Origin of the sequence: Rhodococcus sp. ABRD24 (assembly GCF_004328705.1) — a bacterium.
Classification (GTDB): domain Bacteria; phylum Actinomycetota; class Actinomycetes; order Mycobacteriales; family Mycobacteriaceae; genus Prescottella.
In genome coordinates this window covers 1,515,029-1,533,057 of record NZ_CP035319.1, presented here as the reverse complement: position 1 = coordinate 1,533,057, position 18,029 = coordinate 1,515,029, and the positions used below count along the sequence as shown (strand labels likewise).

Annotated in this window: 19 protein-coding genes; 13 read left to right on the top strand and 6 right to left on the bottom strand. The window is 67.5% G+C overall.

All coding sequences use genetic code 11. The annotated features are described in order from the left end of the window. Positions 1-139 precede the first annotated feature (139 nt). Complete coding sequence (locus tag ERC79_RS06835; RefSeq protein WP_131576842.1) at positions 140-1,324, top strand: PQQ-dependent sugar dehydrogenase; 1,185 nt, start codon at positions 140-142, stop codon at positions 1,322-1,324. A gap of 10 nt (positions 1,325-1,334) precedes the next feature. Beyond that, a complete protein-coding gene (locus tag ERC79_RS06830) occupies positions 1,335-2,261 on the top strand; it encodes a cyclase family protein (RefSeq protein WP_131576840.1) in 927 nt (308 codons plus the stop codon). Positions 2,262-2,285: 24 nt separating this feature from the next. Here ERC79_RS06830 and ERC79_RS06825 read toward each other — a convergent pair whose 3' ends face one another. After that, a complete protein-coding gene (locus ERC79_RS06825; protein WP_207390436.1) occupies positions 2,286-3,263 on the bottom strand; it encodes a hypothetical protein in 978 nt (325 codons plus the stop codon). A gap of 118 nt (positions 3,264-3,381) precedes the next feature. Between ERC79_RS06825 and ERC79_RS06820 the strand changes: the two genes are divergently transcribed. Continuing rightward, complete coding sequence (locus tag ERC79_RS06820) at positions 3,382-3,777, top strand: nitroreductase family deazaflavin-dependent oxidoreductase (RefSeq protein WP_131576839.1); 396 nt, start codon at positions 3,382-3,384, stop codon at positions 3,775-3,777. 120 nt (positions 3,778-3,897) lie between these two features. Here ERC79_RS06820 and ERC79_RS06815 read toward each other — a convergent pair whose 3' ends face one another. After that, positions 3,898-5,199 carry an HNH endonuclease signature motif containing protein gene (locus tag ERC79_RS06815; RefSeq protein ID WP_131576837.1) on the bottom strand — a complete coding sequence of 434 codons (1,302 nt, stop codon included), beginning with the start codon at positions 5,197-5,199 and terminating at the stop codon, positions 3,898-3,900. A 47-nt stretch (positions 5,200-5,246) separates the two neighbouring features. Between ERC79_RS06815 and ERC79_RS06810 the strand changes: the two genes are divergently transcribed. Continuing rightward, on the top strand, positions 5,247-5,909 hold the full coding sequence (locus ERC79_RS06810; RefSeq protein WP_242676852.1) for an OB-fold nucleic acid binding domain-containing protein: 663 nt from the start codon (positions 5,247-5,249) through the stop codon (positions 5,907-5,909). A 117-nt stretch (positions 5,910-6,026) separates the two neighbouring features. On the opposite strand, the gene ERC79_RS22940 is transcribed toward ERC79_RS06810, so the two are convergent. After that, positions 6,027-6,200: a hypothetical protein gene (locus ERC79_RS22940; protein WP_165497046.1), complete on the bottom strand. Its 174-nt coding sequence runs from the start codon at positions 6,198-6,200 to the stop codon at positions 6,027-6,029. 291 nt (positions 6,201-6,491) lie between these two features. On the opposite strand from ERC79_RS22940, the gene ERC79_RS06800 reads away from it, so the two are divergent. Continuing rightward, entirely contained in the window at positions 6,492-7,298 is an 807-nt protein-coding gene (locus ERC79_RS06800) for a putative protein N(5)-glutamine methyltransferase (RefSeq protein ID WP_131576836.1), read from the top strand. Here ERC79_RS06800 and ERC79_RS06795 read toward each other — a convergent pair. Then, positions 7,292-9,214 (bottom strand): acyl-CoA dehydrogenase, encoded by a 1,923-nt coding sequence (locus tag ERC79_RS06795; protein ID WP_131576835.1) that lies wholly within the window; start codon positions 9,212-9,214, stop codon positions 7,292-7,294. The two genes, ERC79_RS06800 and ERC79_RS06795, sit on opposite strands and share 7 nt — an antisense overlap. Positions 9,215-9,363: 149 nt before the next feature. Here ERC79_RS06795 and hemL point away from each other — a divergent pair, with 149 nt between their 5' ends. Genes hemL through ccsB form a run of 6 tightly spaced genes read left to right on the top strand, consistent with a single transcriptional unit; the run spans position 9,364 to position 15,498 of the window. Further along, positions 9,364-10,686, top strand: coding sequence for a glutamate-1-semialdehyde 2,1-aminomutase (gene hemL / locus ERC79_RS06790; RefSeq protein ID WP_131576834.1), 1,323 nt, complete (start codon positions 9,364-9,366; stop codon positions 10,684-10,686). A gap of 43 nt (positions 10,687-10,729) precedes the next feature. Then, positions 10,730-11,413, top strand: coding sequence for a histidine phosphatase family protein (locus ERC79_RS06785; RefSeq protein ID WP_131576833.1), 684 nt, complete (start codon positions 10,730-10,732; stop codon positions 11,411-11,413). Further along, positions 11,410-12,015 (top strand): TlpA disulfide reductase family protein, encoded by a 606-nt coding sequence (locus ERC79_RS06780; RefSeq protein ID WP_131576832.1) that lies wholly within the window; start codon positions 11,410-11,412, stop codon positions 12,013-12,015. Before ERC79_RS06785 ends, ERC79_RS06780 begins: the two co-directional genes overlap by 4 nt. Continuing rightward, positions 12,012-12,839, top strand: coding sequence for a cytochrome c biogenesis CcdA family protein (locus ERC79_RS06775; protein WP_131576830.1), 828 nt, complete (start codon positions 12,012-12,014; stop codon positions 12,837-12,839). The genes ERC79_RS06780 and ERC79_RS06775 overlap by 4 nt, the downstream gene beginning before the upstream one ends. Further along, complete coding sequence (locus ERC79_RS06770) at positions 12,836-14,533, top strand: cytochrome c biogenesis protein ResB (RefSeq protein WP_131576828.1); 1,698 nt, start codon at positions 12,836-12,838, stop codon at positions 14,531-14,533. Before ERC79_RS06775 ends, ERC79_RS06770 begins: the two co-directional genes overlap by 4 nt. Beyond that, positions 14,530-15,498: a c-type cytochrome biogenesis protein CcsB gene (ccsB, locus tag ERC79_RS06765; protein ID WP_131576826.1), complete on the top strand. Its 969-nt coding sequence runs from the start codon at positions 14,530-14,532 to the stop codon at positions 15,496-15,498. The genes ERC79_RS06770 and ccsB overlap by 4 nt, the downstream gene beginning before the upstream one ends. 117 nt (positions 15,499-15,615) lie before the next feature. Here ccsB and ERC79_RS06760 read toward each other — a convergent pair whose 3' ends face one another. After that, complete coding sequence (locus tag ERC79_RS06760; protein ID WP_131576824.1) at positions 15,616-15,855, bottom strand: hypothetical protein; 240 nt, start codon at positions 15,853-15,855, stop codon at positions 15,616-15,618. 66 nt (positions 15,856-15,921) lie between these two features. Continuing rightward, positions 15,922-16,134: a BldC family transcriptional regulator gene (locus ERC79_RS06755; protein ID WP_131576822.1), complete on the bottom strand. Its 213-nt coding sequence runs from the start codon at positions 16,132-16,134 to the stop codon at positions 15,922-15,924. A 442-nt stretch (positions 16,135-16,576) separates the two neighbouring features. On the opposite strand from ERC79_RS06755, the gene ERC79_RS06750 reads away from it, so the two are divergent. Both ERC79_RS06750 and ERC79_RS06745 read left to right on the top strand, forming a co-directional pair. Then, a complete protein-coding gene (locus ERC79_RS06750) occupies positions 16,577-16,927 on the top strand; it encodes a DUF4229 domain-containing protein (protein WP_131576820.1) in 351 nt (116 codons plus the stop codon). Then, a complete protein-coding gene (locus ERC79_RS06745; RefSeq protein ID WP_131576818.1) occupies positions 16,924-18,018 on the top strand; it encodes a PLP-dependent cysteine synthase family protein in 1,095 nt (364 codons plus the stop codon). The genes ERC79_RS06750 and ERC79_RS06745 overlap by 4 nt, the downstream gene beginning before the upstream one ends. The last annotated feature ends 11 nt before the right edge of the window (positions 18,019-18,029 follow it).

Genomic DNA, 18,029 nt, shown 5'->3' with positions numbered 1-18,029 from the left:
CGTAACTCGTTGACATGCAAGCTAATCCGTTTCACCCTGTCAAGGGTTGTGATCGGGCGGGTATTCCGATGGGGCATTTGTCCGTACCGTCCGGTATGGTCCGCAAGGTTATCGGCGGTGGCAATGGGAGGGCCAGTTCGTGCGTAGGTCATTCATCGGATCGGGTGCGCTAGCAGCAGCCGCGCTCATCGGTCTGGCGACGGCGCCGGTCGCGTGTGCGGAACCGGCGGGGACGTTTCCGGAGCTGGCGGTCACCACTGTCATGGGCGAGCTGTCCAGGCCGTGGGACGTGGTCGTGGCCCCGGACGGTGCGGTTCTCACCGGCGAGCGGGCCGGGCGCTTCGTCGTGAAGCGGGCCGACAACACCGTCGGTGACGTCACCGCGGATCTGTCCGACCTGTACGCCGAGGGCGAGACTGGACTGATGGGTATCGCGCTCGACACGAACTTCGCGGCCAACCGCACGCTCTACACGTGCCAGGGTCACCTCGGCGGTGACTCCGGACCGCTCGGCTCGCTCGACACGGGATCGCTGGGCAGCGCGGGCAATGACATCCGTGTCGTCGCGTGGGCCGTCGACCCGGGGTGGACCACTATGACGCGTACCGGCGACGTCCTGACTGGTCTGCCGGTGGGTGAGGGTGGACGCCACGGTGGCTGCCGCATCCTCGCCCACCCGGACGGCACGCTGTACATCGGTACCGGCGACGCCGCGATCCCCACAGTGCCGCAGGATCGGAACTCCCTGGGCGGCAAGGTGTTGCACGTCAATCGTGACGGTTCGCCCGCGGTCGGGAATCCGGATCCGGCCAGTGCGGTCTTTACTCTCGGGCATCGCAACGTGCAGGGGTTGGCGCTGCAGCCGGGGACCGGCCGACTCTACGAGATCGAGCAGGGCACCAGCCGCGACGACGAGGTGAACCTGCTCGCCGCCGGCAACAACTACGGCTACCGCCCCGATCGGCGGCCCGGCCGCTACGACGAGAGCGTTCCCATGACCGACCCGGGGCGCGTTCCGGGTGCGGTGGCGGCCGTGTGGAGTTCGGGTGCCCCCACCATCGCGACCCCTGGCGGGACGTTCGTGTCCGGTGCCGGTTGGGGTGACTGGAACGGGGCATTGGCCGTCACGAGCCAGCAGGGGAAGAAGCTGCTGTTCCTGAAACTGTCCGGCGACGGTACCGCCGTCGCCGACATCTCCTCGGCGCTGACCGGTGAATACGGGCGCCTGCGCTCGGCCACACCGATGCCGGACGGCAGCCTGCTGATCACCACCGACAACGGTTCCGGCGACAAGGTTCTCCGCGTCGCGCCGGCCGCGGGCTGAGGCCATCGCTGTGTGTTCACCCGAGGTGATGACGCAGGTCCATCGCACCATCCGCGACGGTGCGGCGGTGAGTCGGCGCAGCATGCTCGGCGTGGTAGGACTGGCGGCGCTGGGAGCCACGCTGACCCCCCGAACCGCCGGTGCGACGCCGGTGCCCACGCCCGCCGCGCCGCCGATCTCGATCACGGCCCGCTCCATTGTCGATCTCACGCACACCGTCAGCGCCGACTTCCCGGTGTGGCCCGGCAACAACTCTTTCGCGATGGAACCGGTCGTCGTGATCGACCCCCCGCCGGGACCGTTCGGTTCGCTTTCGGGGTCGGCGGAAGGATCGTCGGGCCCCGCGCGGGGCGAGTTCCTGGTCAACAAGCTCACCTACTGGGAACACACGGGCACCCACATCGACGCCCCTGCCCACAAGATCGCCGACGGCGCCACCGTCGAGGAACTGCCGATCGAGGACTTCGTCGCGCCCATCGCGGTCGTCGACATCTCGGCGAAGGCTGCAGTGGACGCCGACGCCCTCCTGACAGTCGCGGATATCGAGGCGTGGGAACGCGAGCACGGCCGTGTGCCCGCTCGGTCGATCGTCGCGATGCACTCGGGCTGGGAGGCGCGCCTCACCGATCCCGTGCGGTACGTCAACCGCGACATGGCCGGAACACCGCACTCCCCGGGTTTCGACCCAGATGCGGTGACGTTCTTGGTAGAAGCGCGCGACATCGTTGCGATCGGTGTGGACACGCTCAGCCTCGATGCGGCGAGCAGCCGCACCTACGGCGCGCACGTCGCGGCCCTCGGTGCCGGTAAGTACGGCATCGAATCGCTCGCGAACCTCGCCGCCCTCCCGCCCGTCGGTTCCACCGTCGTGGTCGGCGCGCCCAAACACCGGGGTGGTTCCGGCGGGCCGTGCCGGGTGCTGGCGTTCGTCGACTAGCCGGTCCTCGATCGACCGGGCTGCTCAGTTGGTGATCACGGGCTCGCCGGGATGCAGCGCGTCCTGTAACGCCGCGAGGGCATCGCCATCGAGTTCGGCCTGGTGCACCATCACCGCCCAGTCGTGGTCGTCGGTCGACCAGCGGTGGGCGGTGTTGTGCCATCGGAGATTCCACGGCTCGGTCGAGCGGGGTCGTCGGGCGAGCATGCCCGAGGTGAAACCGGCGGCGATGGAAGCCTGGAAGGCGCCGGTTTCCTCGTCGAGTGTGTGGACTTCTTCGACTCGTAGTGGGATTGCTAGCCGAACATTCGGCAGGTGGTCGGAGACGTTGGTACGGAACCACTCCCGCTTTTCGTTCCGTTCGGCGCGGTGCACCGCGGCGCGCTCGCGGCCCTCCTCGTCGAAGTCGCGGGTGGGGCCGGTCCAGGTGAAGAGTTCGGGATCGACGGGGTCCCCGACGGAAAGTTCGATGTAGGCGACACGGGTCTCGGCCGTGTCGTTGCCTTCCGAGAGCACCGCGCCGCTCTCGCGGTCGATCACCATGCGCAGCAAGCCAGTCTTGCGTGGAGGTGGCACCAGATCCACGGCCCAGCAGTCCCTGCCCAGGAATGTGACGGTCTCGATCGGTCCGGCGGGGCGTGTGTAGTCGTCGCCGAGCCAGTCGTGAGCGGGCCGATTGATCAGCAGCTCGCCCCCGGTTCCGAGGTAGCGGACACGTCCAGCGCTGCTGTGCAGCGGCGGCCCGTCAGGTTGCTCGAACCGCCAGGCGGTGATGCCGTCCGTGATGAACAAGGGTTGTCCGTCGAGGGTCTCGACTCGGACCTTGGAGCGCTCGCGCCAGATCCGCACATCGCCGCCGCCGATCCCGACGAACATCGGTGCATCCCCCGCGAACGCGAAGTTGATCCGCTCGGGTTCGTTCTCCGTCTTGCGGATCACGCCCCGGATCGGCAGGCTCGGCCCGTCCGCCATGCTGACCAGAACCTCGACCCATGCCGTCATCGTTCCCCCTCCGAATCGTCCCGTTCGTCCCAAGTTACTTGGGCGGCCGGCCCGCACGGTGGTCGATCGCGGGCGAATTGCCGGTGACACGCGCCGCGGCGGCGCTCATACTTCGGTTATGGCATACCTGAAACCGCCGCTGCTGGTTCGCGAGGTGTTCAACCGTATCGCCCTCGCGACCGGCGTCAGCGGAACCGAGAAGATCACTGTCACCGGCCGTCGTAGTCACGAACCCCGATCGGTGCCCGTCGTCCCCGTCGATGTGGATGGCGTGCGCTACCTGGTTTCCACCCGCGGCGAATCCGAGTGGGTACGTAACCTGCGTGCCAGCCCGGAGGTGGAGGTGAGCCGTCGCGGTCACACCGCGCACTACACCGCCACCGAGGTTCCTGTCGGCGACCGGGACCCGATCATCGAGGCGTACCGGGTGAAGGCGGGCAGGACGGTGCAGGGGTACTGGGACAAACTGCCGGATCCCGTCGACCACCCGGTGTTCGCCCTGACGACCGGCTAGTCGCAGGGCTCAGGGCTCAGGGCCCGGCCGCCGCCTGACCCGCAGATCGCCGCCGAGAATGCCGCGGCCCGCGTGCCATCCCGCGATAGCCGGCACCCGGTTCGGGTGCCGGCTATCGCGTCATGCGGCCTGTGGGCCCGCCCGATTGTGGGCCGGGACTGGCTTCTTGTAGGGATCGATGGTGCTCGGTGGGGTGAACCACGGTGTTCTGTCGGTGCCGATCTTCACTTGCCAGTGGGAGTGGTGCAGCAGTGTGTGGTGGTAGCGGCACAGGAGTACAAGGTTGTCGAGGTCGGTGGGTCCGCCGTCGGCCCAATGCATGACGTGGTGGCCCTCGCAGTGGGCGGGCGGTGCTCCGCAGCCAGGGAAAGCACAGCCGTGATCACGGGCGATCAACGCGCGCCGCTGCTTCTTCGACACGGTGCGGGTTGTTCTCCCCAGGTTCAGTGGCACTCCGTCGCTCATGACGATCGGGGTGAGGTGGCAGTCGCACGCCAACCTGCGGGCAGTCGCGATCGAGAGTGGGCCCATGTGGGGCATGCGTGCGATGTCTTTGTCGCCGAACAGGTCCGGGTCACCGTCTGACCCAAGGCTCTCGTGCTCTGCCTCACTGCGGGCAAGATCGGAGGCATTCACGTGCAGGGACAGGTGGGGTCGTTCTCCGCCTTCGATCGGTGCGTTGCCGGAGTCGAGGTAGCGGCGCAGGATTTCCGCGAACGCATCGGCTCGCTGCCGTGCCGGCGTACGGGCACCGGCTGGGTCGTCGGCCGGGTTGCGTGGCTTCGTCAGTGCGGACAGCGCGGTCAGGAGCATCTCACCGGTCACGGCATCGAGATCACCCTTCACCGCGACGCGCCCGTTCAGCGTTTTCGAGGCGTGGAACTCGTTGCGCTCAGTGTCTTCGCTCGGCGGGAGTTCGTCGGATTCGAAGATCCGCTCGAGCTTGCTGATGCAGCTGCGGACCGTCGTGGTGGTGGCGGTGGGTCCGGTGGCGCTGTCCAGCAGCACTTTCCGGCACGCATCCAGTGCTTCGTTCGGCATGCCGCGCGGCGGGGTTTCGCAGAACTTTCCGATCAGCGCGGCATGCTCGGCGGAAATGTCACCCGCGTTGAAGGCGTCGGCGATCTCGGGTTGCCGGCCGAGCATCCGCCCCAATGCGAGGATCCGTCCCGCGGTCGACACTTCCAGCAGCGTGTTGGCGGCGAGCCACTGTTTGACGCTGCGGAATCCGAGGGTGTCGAACGAGACGGCACGCTCGTGGACCTCGGCGACGGCAGCAGCACGTAGTGCTTCGAGTTGTTCGAGCGCATGGCAGATGCCGAGGGTGGTCTGCAGTAGCGCGATTTCGGTGAGCCCGCGCATGTCGTCAGGCCGCAGTGTGGTGACTGCGATCCCCGAATTGTTGAGTCCCCCCGGATTCATGCCCCAAGTTTAGTTCGAATGCATGTTCGAGTCAATGGTTGTCTGGAATGTCGTGGTGTGGTGGCACCGCGACGGACCCGATCGCCCACACCTCCCGGGACAACAACCAGGAGGTGAGCATCGTGCCACGCATCCTCAGTTCAGCACTGTCCACGACATCCGCATCGAAGCCCGGTGAACCCGTCACTGTCGAAGGCTCGGTCCACCGCCGCAGACAGCTCGCAACCGTGACGTTCGTCGTCGTTCGAGACCGTTCCGGTTTCGCGCAGGTCGTCGTGACCGACTCTGTAGTCCGTGGCGAAGTCGCGAACCTGCCGGAGGAAACCGTGGTCCGTGTGACCGGCACGCTCGCAGCGAACGAAAAGGCGCCCGGCGGCGTCGAGATCGTGGAACCGACCATCACTGCATTGAGTGAGCCGTCGCAGCCTCAACCAGTCGAGCTTTGGCGGCCGAAGCTCAAGGCCCCGCTGCCGACCATGCTCGACCACGCAGCACTGATCTGGCGGATCTCCCTCGACGTCGAGTTCGGTTTCATCGGCGACCACCGCGACGTCCTCTCGCTGCTACGGGACAGCCTCGCTGCACGGAATGCCCCCCACACGGAGGCTTCGCCATCGGCCTCGACCGACTTGTCTCACGACTACTCGAAGCCGACAACATCCGCTGCGCCGCCCTGTTCCCCCCGCGACATCCACCGAATCCAGCCCTGACGGCACCGGCGGTGCGGGCGAGACTTGCCCGCATCGCCTCAGGCTCACAATCTGCCAGATCCGTGACTCGAGACAGACTCGTCGCGCCCAGACCTATTGGCAGGGTCCTGCCGCCGGCTAGGAGGCGGCCTCAGCCGACGCGCGTCCGAGGCGGTCCGCGGTGTCCGTCTCCAGGCGGTGCAGTCCGGGGGCGGTGAATCTGCTGACGTAGAAAGTGTTCCGATACCGGACTCCGGGGGTTTCCTCCCAGCGGTAGTACTCCTCGGTGGCCTTCAAGGCGGATGGACGCATCGACAGTTCACCCCGCGTGCCCACCCCGAAGGGGCGTGGCGTGAGGTATCGAGTGCCGCTGATGGACCCGCACCAGGCAGGCGTGTTGTCGCGGGTCGGTTCGGCCCACGCGGATTCCACGGCGACCGACAAGCCGACGGAGAAGCGCCGGACGAACGGCGCCGTCTCCAGGAGCGTCCGTCACCGGCGGACAGTTCGAACCACTTCGGCATAGAACAATCGCAGGGATCAGCGCTCCGGCTCGCGGTAGTCTCGCTGGACAAGCCTCTTCGGTATCTCGAAAGGCGATTCGTGCACGCTCCCGAACCGGACACTCCGCATTGCGCGCTCGCGACGGTCGTCGCGACGCTGCGCGCGGCCGGATGCGTGTTCGCCGAGGACGAGGCGCGCCTCCTCGTCGACGCGGCGACGCACCCCGGCGAACTGGCCCGAATGGTCGAACATCGCACTTCCGGCGTGCCCCTCGAACATGTCCTCGGGTGGGTCGAGTTCTCCGGTGTGCGAATGGAAGTCGACGCCGGGGTGTTCGTGCCGCGTCGGCGCAGCGAACTGCTCGTCCGGCAGGCCGTCGCTCTCCTGCACCCGGGTGACGTCGTCGTCGATCTGTGCTGCGGGTCCGGCGCGGTGGGTGTTGCGGTCGCCGCCGCGTCAACGGGCGTCGAACTCCATGCCGCCGACGTCGATACCGCCGCAGTCCGGTGCGCGCGGCGCAACGTCGAATCCGTGGGCGGGCACGTACACGAGGGCGACCTGTTCGACGCGCTGCCCGCGACCCTGCGGGGACGCGTCGACGTCGTGGTCACCAACGTCCCGTACGTGCCCAGCGAGGCGATCGCACTGATGCCGCCCGAGGCTCGCGACCACGAACCGCAGATCGCGCTCGACGGCGGACCCGACGGCCTCGACTTCCAGCGGGCGGTGGCCGCCGAGGCTCCCCGATGGCTCCGGCCCGGCGGTCACCTGCTGGTCGAGACCAGCGCCCACCAGGCGGCCACCACGGCCGACATCGTCACGCGCGCAGGACTACTCGCGCGGATCGTCCGGTCCGGCGAACTCGACGCGACCGCGGTCGTGGGAACCTGGCGCGTCGACTACTGACCGTCGAGCATCGCCGCCCGTGCGAGAGCGTCCGGCACACCCAACCCGTCGACCAGTGTCGCGGCGTGTGGTCGGAGCGTCCGGCAACGCTCGTTGATGCCGCGCTGTACCGACTTGGCACGCTCGACGGACAGGTGCCGGTGCTCCATGAACCACGCCTTGTCCTCGTCGATCACCGTGAGGGCGAACAGATCGCACAGATCGCCGAGCAGGCCACGCGCGGTCTCGTCCTCGCACGCGTCGATGCCTGCGATGAACGCTTCGAGCACCACCCGGTCGATGTGGGCGCGGGCGGCGTGCAGCACATGATCCTGCACGAAGTTGAAGGCGTCGAACGGATCGTCCTCGCGTTTGCGTGCGCCTTGCAGACGGCGGGCGGCAGTCGCGAGCAGGTACTCCTCGCGGTCCTCGAGCATCGTCAGCTGGGTGCCGCGGTTGAAGAGGCTGCCGTCCTCCTCGTTGTCCTGCCGGGTGTCGAGGATGGTCTGGATGATCTGCTGCGCCGCGGTGCGGGTGCGGACCGCGTCACCGAAGGCGTTGGCGGCGAAGGCCATCCACTCGATGGGGTTCATCCCGCGAACCTCGTCGGCGTACTGGGTGAGCAGTTCCTTCGCGACGAGCTGGGTGAGCACGGTGTTGTCGCCCTCGAACGTGGTGAACACATCGGTGTCCGCCTTCAGCGCCGTCAGCCGGTTCTCCGCGAGATAGCCTGCGCCGCCGCACGCCTCACGGCACTCCTGGATGGCGCGGGTCGCGTGCCACGTGTTCGCGGCCTTGAGTCCGGCGGCGCGGGATTCGAGCTCACGCTGCTCGCCGGGATCGACGGCATCGGATGTCTGGATGTCATGCATCTTCGCGACCAGTTCGTTCTGCGCGAAGCCCAGCGCGTAGGCGCGGGCGATGTGCGGTAGCAACCGCTGCTGGTGCACCAGATAATCCATGATCAGCACCTCGGGATCCGGCGTGCCCTCGTCCCCGTCGGGTGCACTGAACTGCTTGCGCTGCAGCGCGTATCGGGTGGCGATCGTCAGCGCAACTCGGGCGGCGGCGGCCGCGGCCCCGCCGACGGTGACGCGGCCACGCACGAGTGTGCCGAGCATCGTGAAGAAGCGACGGTTCTTGTTCTCGATCGGCGACGAGTACACGCCAGTGGCATCCACCGAGCCGTAGCGGTTGAGCAGGTTCGTCCGCGGCACGCGCACGTGCTCGAACATGATGCGCCCGTTGTCCACACCGGGCAGGCCGCCCTTGAGGCCGCAGTCCGACGTCGTGACCCCGGGCAGGTCGCTTCCGTCGGCGTCCCGGATCGGCACGAGCAGGCAGTGCACACCGTGCGATTCGTCCCCGACGACCAACTGCGCGAACACCGCGGCCATTCGGGCGTGCTCGGCCGCGCCACCGATGTAGTCCTTGCGCGACGACGGGGTGGGGGAGTGGACGACGAACTCGTCGGTGGCCGGGTCGTACGTGGCTGTGGTCTCGAGGCTCTGCACGTCGCTGCCGTGCCCGGTTTCGGTCATCGCGAAGCAGCCCAGCAATTCGAGATCGATCATCGGGCGCAGGAACTCGGTGTGATGGTCCTCGGTGCCCAGATTCTCGATCGCGCCGCCGAACAGTCCCCACTGCACGCCGGCCTTCACCATGAGCGACAGGTCGGACATCGCGAGCATCTCGATCGCGGTGACCGCCGCGCCCGGATCGCCGGCGGTGCCGATCTCGACGCCGAAGCCGCGGTCGACGTAGCCGGACGCCGCGAGCACTCGCAACTGCTCGAGCGTCTTCGCGCGTGCATGCTCGATGTCCGGGGTGTAGTGCGGACGGAACTCTTCGGACGAGAGATCGACCCGCGCCTTCTCGCGTACGTCCCCCCATCGTCCGTCGAGAGTGGTCCGAAGGAAGTCCGGGGTGGTGGTCATGACCCGACGGTAATGCGGGCCGGACGACCCTGCTGGGGAACTCCGGTAGCAGCGGACCTGCGAGGATGGAGGCGCAAAAGCGGTGTGATTCCCGCCACCTCCTACACCCTGTCGTTGGCAAATTCGACAGAACTGGGACACTGGAATCCGTGACTGCTGCCTCCGCTGGACCCGACCTTCGCGACACCCGTTCCACCCAGCTCTTCGAGCGGGCGGCCAAGGTCATTCCCGGCGGCGTCAACTCCCCTGTCCGCGCGTTCGGTTCCGTCGGCGGCGCGCCCCGCTTCATCGCCTCGGCGTCCGGCTGCACCCTCACCGACGTCGACGGCAACGACTACGTCGACCTCGTGTGCTCGTGGGGTCCGATGATCCTCGGCCACGCCCACCCCGCCGTCGTCGAGGCGGTGCAGAAGGCCGCCACCACCGGACTGTCCTTCGGCGCGCCCACCGAGGGCGAGATCGCGCTCGCGGAGGAGATCGTCGCCCGGGTCGCTCCCGTCGAGCAGGTACGTCTGGTCAACTCCGGCACCGAGGCCACGATGAGCGCGGTCCGCCTGGCCCGCGGCTTCACCGGCCGTTCCAAGATCATCAAGTTCTCCGGCTGCTACCACGGCCATGTCGACGCGCTGCTCGCCGACGCCGGCTCGGGCCTGGCCACCTTCGGCCTGCCCACCTCACCCGGTGTGACGGGCGCGCAGGCCGAGGACACCATCGTCGTGCCCTACAACGACCTCGAGGCCGTCCGTGCCGCCTTCGCCGCGAACCCCGGCGAGATCGCGTGTGTCATCACCGAGGCTGCCGCCGGGAACATGGGCGCCGTCGCGCCGCTCCCCGGTTTCAACGAGGGCTTGCGCGCGCTCACCACCGAGCACGGCGCGCTGCTGATCATGGACGAGGTCATGACCGGCTTCCGGGTCAGCCGCTCAGGCTGGTACGGACGTGAGGGTGTCGCCGGCGACCTCTACACCTTCGGCAAGGTCATGAGCGGTGGGTTGCCCGCCGCCGCGTTCGGTGGCCGGGCCGACGTCATGAGCCGGCTGGCCCCCGAGGGTCCCGTCTACCAGGCGGGCACGCTGTCCGGAAACCCTGTCGCCGTCGCGGCGGGACTGGCGAACTTGCAGGCCGCCGACGACGCGGTGTACGCCGCACTCGAGCGCAACGCCACGCGGCTCGGCACCATCCTCGGTGACGCGCTCGCTGCGGAGGGCGTCGCGCATCGCGTCCAGTACGCGGGGACTCTGGTCAGCGTGTTCTTCACCGAGGATCCGGTCACCAACTACGCCGAGGCCAAGGCCAGCGACACCTGGCGGTTCCCCGACTTCTTCCATGCGTTGCTCTCGCGGGGCATCTACGCGCCGCCGAGCGCGTACGAGGCGTGGTTCGTCTCGTCCGCCCTCGACGACAACGCCTTCTCCAAGATCGCCGACGCCGCACCCCATGCGGCCAAGGCCGCCGCAGCCGCCCAGAACTGACCGCAGCAACACCGCCTGACCACCGAACGCAGGGACCACCACCGTGACCGACGCCCCGACCGGCGCTGACAAATCGAGCGCTGCCGCCGACCACTCCGACACCCGGACCATCGTGCACGTGCTCCGGCACGGCGAGGTGCACAACCCGAGCGGCATCCTCTACGGACGTCTGCCGAATTTCCGGCTTTCGGTGGCGGGCGAGTCGCAGGCCCGGTCGGTGGCGTCGGTGCTGGCATCCCACGACATCACCCACGTCGTCGCGTCCCCGCTCCAGCGCGCGCAGGAGACCGCCGCACCGATCGCGGAGAAGCACGGGCTGACGATCGCGACCGACGCCAACCTCATCGAGGCCGGTAACGAGTTCGAGGGCCTCAAGGTGGCGGTCGGCGACGGTGCGCTGCGCCGCCCGCGGCACTGGTGGAAACTGCGCGACCCGTTCACCCCGTCGTGGGGCGAGCCGTACCTGCAGATCGCACACCGCATGCTCGCCGCGGTGAATGCCGCGCGCGTCGCGGCTGTAGGTCACGAGGCGGTGTGCGTGAGTCATCAGCTCCCGGTGTGGACGCTGCGCCGGTTCCTGCAGGGTGAGCGTCTGTGGCACGATCCGCGCAACCGTCAGTGTGGCCTCGCGTCGCTGACATCGCTGGTTTACGAGGGGGACACCCTCGTGGACATCGTCTACTCCGAGCCGGCCGGTGCGTCGGACCCGAGGGTGACCGGCGCATGAAGTTCCCTTCCCTGCGATTGGCGGCCGCGGCGTGTTCGCTCGTCGTCACCGCGACAGTGGCCGGATGCGCCACTGGTGACGACGCCGTCGCCCAGGGTGGGACGTTCGTGTTCGTCTCGCCCGGCGGCAAGACCGAACTGTTCTACGATCCGCCGTCGGACCGCGGCACCATCGGTAACGTTTCCGGGCCCGACCTGATGACCGACGGCAAGACGACGTCGCTGTCGGATTTTCCGGACCAGGTGGTTGTGCTCAATGTGTGGGGCCAGTGGTGTGGGCCGTGCCGCGGAGAGGCCGACGATCTCGAGAAGGTCTACGAGAACACCAAGGACCTCGGCGTCCAGTTCCTCGGCATCAATGTGCGCGACCACACCAAGGACAAGGCGCAGGACTTCGTGATCGACAATCGGGTGACGTACCCGTCGATCTACGATCCGGCGATGCGTTCGCTGCTCGCGCTCGGCGAGAACTACCCGACCAGCGTCATTCCGACCACGATCGTGCTCGACCGTGAACATCGCGTCGCCGCGGTCTATCTCAAGGAACTACTGGCAGACGATCTCCAGCCTGTGGTCGAACGCATCGCCCGGGAACAGGGATGACCGGCGACATCATCCTGCTCGCCGGGGTCGGCGATGCGTTTCAGACGACTGCGTCCACTGGCCCGCTGCTGCTCGCGCTCGGCGCGTGTGTACTCGCCGGACTCGTGTCGTTTGCGTCGCCGTGCGTCGTACCGCTCGTCCCCGGTTACCTTTCGTACCTGGCGGGAGTGGTCGGCGCGGATGCGCCCGCGGTCACCTCGGCAGAGGCCGCGACCCGGACGAAGACCATTCGTGACGGTCGCCTGCGGGTCGCCGGCGCCGCGGGTCTGTTCGTCGCCGGGTTCACCGTGGTGTTCGTTCTCGCGACGGCGTCGGTCTTCGGGGCGATCCAGGCGCTGTCGATCAACCGCGAGGTGCTCCAGCGTGTCGGCGGTGTGGTCACGATCGCAATGGGCCTGGTCTTCATCGGCCTCGTCCCGGCGTTGCAGAAGGACACCCGTCTCGCGCCGCGCCGCATCTCGAGCCTTGCCGGCGCACCGCTACTCGGCGCGGTGTTCGCGCTCGGCTGGACGCCGTGCCTGGGGCCGACGCTGGCCGGGGTCATCTCGGTCGCGTCCGGCACCGACGGAGCGACTGCGGCGCGCGGCGTCGCACTCATCGTCGCGTATTGCCTGGGGCTCGGCCTGCCGTTCGTGCTCGTCGCACTCGGATCCGCCCGCGCACTGCGGGGCGTCGGCTGGCTGCGCCGCAACAGCCGAGCCATTCAGATCTTCGGCGGAATCATGTTGGTGGCGGTCGGCATCGCGCTGGTCACCGGCGCCTGGGACCAGTTCGTCGGCTGGGTCCGTGACGCATTTATCTCGGAGGTGACCCTGCCGATATGACGGCACAAGACAGTCCCCGTCCGCCGCGGCAGTCGCTGCCCGGCCGGATCGTCGCGCTCGGTCGCAACTCCTGGCGCGCCCTCACCTCGATGCGGACCGCCCTGGTCCTGCTCTTCCTGCTCGCCCTTGCCGCGATTCCCGGCGCGCTGCTCCCGCAGCGCAGCCTCAATGAGGGCAAGGTCAACACCTACATCGCGTCCCGGCCCACTCTCGGGCCGCTCATGGACAAGCTCGAGCTGTTCGACGTGTTCGGCAGCTTCTGGTTCACCGCGATCTACGTGCTGCTGTTCGTTTCGCTTGTCGGCTGCATCGTCCCGCGCTGCGTGGAGTACGCGAAGGCGCTGCGGGCCAAGCCGGTCGCCGCGCCGCGCAATCTCGGCCGGCTCCCGCACCATCGCAGCGAGACCGTCGACGAGGACCCGAAGGCCATGGCCGAGCGGGTCCGACGCCAGCTCCGCGGCTGGCGCATCGTCGAGCGAGAAGGTGGCGAACGTGCGCAGCACCCCGGTGAGATCACGCTTTCCGCGGAGAAGGGCTTCCTGCGGGAGGCCGGCAACCTGGTCTTCCACCTCTCCCTCGTGGCGCTGCTCGTCGCGATCGCCGTCGGCAAGCTGTTCAGCTACGAGGGCAACGTCATCGTCATCGCGAACAATGGTGCGGGACTGTGCACCACGTCGCCGGCGGTGTTCGACTCCTTCCGGGCGGGCAACGAGCGGGACGGAACCGGTATGGAACCGCTGTGCATCCGGGTCAAGGACTTCACGGCCGACTACCTCGAGAACGGTCAGGCCGAGATGTTCACCTCGAACATTTCGTACCAGGCCGGTGACGACCTCGAGACGAACACATGGCAGGACGCGCAGCTCAAGGTCAATCACCCGCTTCGCGTCGCCGGGGACCGCGTCTACCTGCAGGGTCACGGCTACGCGCCGACCTTCACCGTGACGTTCCCGAACGGTCAGACGCGAACGGAGACCATACAGTGGCAGCCCGACGACGCGACGACGTTCCTGTCGAGTGGCGCGATGCGCTTCGATCCGCCCGGCGGCCTGTACCCGAACGAGGACGACCGGCGTAAGAACCAGATCGCGATCGAGGGTCTGTTCGCGCCGACGGCCCTGTTCCACGGGAATCTGCTGTCGTCGAGTTTCCCGGCGATGAACGATCCGGCGGTCGCGATCGACATCTACAAGGGCGACACCGGGCTGGACACGGGTAACCCGCAGTCCCTGTTCTCACTGAACAAGGAAATGATCAACCAGGGCCGACTGGTCAAGCAGGAGCGCGTCAACCTCTTCCCCGGGGAGAGCAAGACCCTCGCCGACGGTACCCAGGTGCGGTTCGACGGTGCCGTCGACTTCGTGAACCTGCAGGTCTCGCACGATCCGGCCCAGCAATGGGTGCTGGTGTCGTCACTGTTCATGATGGGCGGACTGCTGGTCTCGCTCGTCATCAAGCGCCGGCGCATCTGGGTCCGGATCTACCCGGTGAACGGTCCAGGAAAGGATGCCGACACCGCGTCGGCTACATTGACCGAGGATGAACGACGTACCGTAGTAGAGCTCGGTGGTCTCGCCCGGACCGATCAGGCCGGATGGGGCGACGAGTTCGATCGGTTGAGCACCCGATTGTTGGGTGACGCCACGTCATCGCGGACAACACGAGCGCGCGACGCGCAGGAGATGAATTCATGACGATCAACGAGACACTCGCTCAGTACAGCGACTGGTCGTTCGAGTCGGCGTTTGCCGTCTACGTCCTGGCGACGGTGCTGCTGATCGCGCGGTACGCCTCGATGCGGGCCCGGGTCGTACAGGAGCGCGAACTCGTGGCCGCGGGCGGCGTCGATGTCGCGGCGACCGCGCAGATGCCCGGCCGGGTGGTCGAAGCACCCGGTAAGACCTGGTCGGAAAAGCTCGGCGGCATGGGTTATGCCCTGCTGATCGTCGGTGTCGTCCTGCACGTCGCGTCGATCGTGCTCCGCGGGTTCGCCACCGAGCGGTTCCCGCTCGGCAACATGTACGAGTTCGTCACGATGGCGTGCGCGGCTGCGATGATCGCGGGCATCGTCGTGCTCCGCAAGACCGCGGACCTGTGGGTGTTCCTGCTGGTGCCCGTGCTGATCCTGATGTTCCTCGCCGCCACCGTGCTGTATGCCGACGCGGCCCCGGTGGTTCCGGCACTCAAGTCCTTCTGGCTGCCCATCCACGTCACGATCATCAGCGTCGGCAGCGGCATCTTCATGGTCTCCGGTATTGCGAGCATGCTGTTCCTGTACCGGATGAAGTTCCCGATGGGCGAGGAGAGTTCCGGGCCCTTCGGCAAGATTGCACAGCGTCTGCCCGACGCACAGACCCTCGACCGGCTCGCGTACAAGACGACGATCGTCGCGTTCCCGCTGTTCGGTGCCGGCATCATTCTCGGTGCGATCTGGGCCGAGGCGGCATGGGGACGGTTCTGGGGCTGGGATCCCAAGGAGACCGTCTCGTTCATCGCATGGGTGATCTACGCGGCGTACCTGCACGCCCGGGCTACCTCGGGCTGGCGGGACACCAAGGCGGCCTGGATCAACATTGCGGGCTTCGTGGCAATGCTGTTCAACCTGTTCATCATCAACATGGTGGTGTCCGGCCTGCATTCCTATGCGGGTCTGACCTGATCGACACGCAAGTCGAGACCGGGTAAGTCGAAACAGAGCAGAGACGGGTGCGCCCGGGCCGATCGGCCCGGGCGCACCCGTCTCTGTTCTGCTGTTCGCCTGTTCCTCAGCCCGGTTCTAGCCCTCTGGATCGGGGGGCGTGTCCGAACCGGGTCGATGGTCGGACTGCCGACGGTGGGTGTCGCGTTCGACGCGCCACAGGAACTCGGGATCGTCGTCCGGGCCGCGAACGCTGCCGCGGCCACCACCCGCGCCACTGCCAGGACCCCGAGCGGCAGTGGCCGCGGTCGGCCCGAATGCCTTCCAGAACAGCACGGCGAGCGTTACCAGGCCGATCAACGCCAATAGGTAGATCACGGTGCACCTCCTGATACGAGGGTAGCCGTGTCCGGGCCGGTCGGGTATCGGCCGGCCGATCGGCGTCTAGGCGTGGTGCGCCTCGGTGGTCAGGGATGAGAGGAGCGCGAGCACCTCGGCTTCCCGGAACCGTCGGTGACCGCCAGGGGTGCGCAGGGACCCGAGCCGGCCGGCGTGCGCCCAGCGCGTGACGGTCTTGGGGTCGACGTGGAACAGTGCGGCAACCTGGCCCGGGGTCAGCAGGGCTTCCTTGGCGCCGTTGTAGGTGGGTGCGCTCATCGATCCTCCAACAATTCGGGGCCGACCCGAGGGTCCGCCAGGGGATTCGTGGACCGGTCGGAATGTTGACCGGCTCCGACATCGTGGCACTACACCCCCCAGGTACTCGAACGATCTAAAGTTGGTAAAGGGGAGGTAATAGACAAAACGGGCGAGTCGGGCGGCAAATCGAGGTCTTCATACCGGATCCCCGAAATCGCTGACGGCGTCGGGTCGGACCCCCTTATGGTGGTTCTGTCTGTCCGTTGTCAACGATTCGAAAACGGCCACCGATTCGAAAGCGGCCACTCGAACCCCGTCACGGTTGTCAGTCGACCTGATTCAGGAGTTCAGTCCCGACATAGCCGGGACCGGCGTGGTGCCGTTCGTCTTCGCGGCGGTGGACGACGGTCGGATCGGGACACACACAGGTCGCAAACTCGGTGATGGGTAGGCTGAGGTGGTGAGTGATGCAGCGCAGAATCGTCCGGATCGGCCCCGCGAGCAGGCCAGTAGCGATGGAGTGACGAAGGGGCGCCTCGCGCGCGATGTCGCGCTCTACTCGGTGGCGCGACTCGGGCTGGTTGTCGTGCTCGCCGTTGCCATCATCGGCGGCGCCAAACTGTTCGACGTCGAGATTCCGCTGCTCGTCGCTGCGATCTTCGCGGTCCTCATCGCACTGCCGCTCTCGCTCGTGCTGTTCGCGAAGCTGCGGCGTCGGGTCAACGAATCCATCACGGCGATCGACGCCCAGCGTCGCTCGGACAAGGCCGACCTCCATGCCAAGCTTCGGGGCGAGGACCAGAACCGGTGACCACCGTTCTCGACCGCAGGAGCTCACGGTCCTGGGTCGACAACGCGGTGCGCCTCATCGAGGCCGACGCCCAGCGCAGCGCCGACACACACCTGCTGCGATACCCGCTGCCGGCGTCGTGGAACGTCCAGCTGTACCTCAAGGACGAGTCGACGCACATCACCGGCAGTCTCAAGCACCGCCTGGCGCGCTCGCTGTTCCTGTACTCGATCTGCAACGGCTGGGTCACCGAGAACACGACGGTGATCGAGGCGTCGTCCGGTTCGACGGCCGTCAGTGAGGCGTACTTCGCGAATCTGCTGGGCCTCGAGTTCGTCGCCGTGATGCCGGCGAGCACCAGCCCCGCCAAGATCGCGCTGATCGAGGCGCAGGGCGGCCGCTGTCACTTCGTCACCGACCCGTCGAGCATCTATGCCGAGTCGCAACGCCTGGCCGCCGAGACCGGTGGGCACTACTTGGACCAGTTCACACATGCGGAGCGGGCAACCGACTGGCGCGGCAACAACAACATCGCGGAATCGATCTTCACGCAGCTCCAGCAGGAGGATCACCCGGTCCCGGAATGGATCGTCGTCGGTGCCGGTACCGGCGGCACCGGGGCAACGATCGGACGGTTCCTGCGGTACCGGAAGCTCGACACCGGACTGTGCGTCGTGGACCCCGAGAACTCCGTCTTCTTCGACGCGTGGCGCTGTGACGACTGCACCATCACGTCCACATCGGAGCGGGGCTCCCGCATCGAGGGCATCGGCCGGCCACGTGTCGAGCCGTCGTTCGTCGGTCAGGTAGTCGACCGCATGGTCAAGGTGCCTGACGCCGGTTCCGTCGCGGCCATGCGGCACGCCAGCGACGTGCTCGGGCGCAAGGTGGGCGGTTCCACCGGTACCAACCTGTGGGGTGCGTTCGGGCTCGTCGCCGAGATGCTCGCGTCGGGTCGTAGCGGCAGCGTCGTGACACTGCTGTGCGACGGTGGCGAGCGCTACTCCGGTACGTACTTCAGCGACGACTGGGTGGCGTCGGAGGGAATCGATCTCACCGGTCCCGCGGCGGTGCTCGACGAGTTCGCGCGCACCGGGCGCTGGACGGGGTAGGCCGGTCCGGA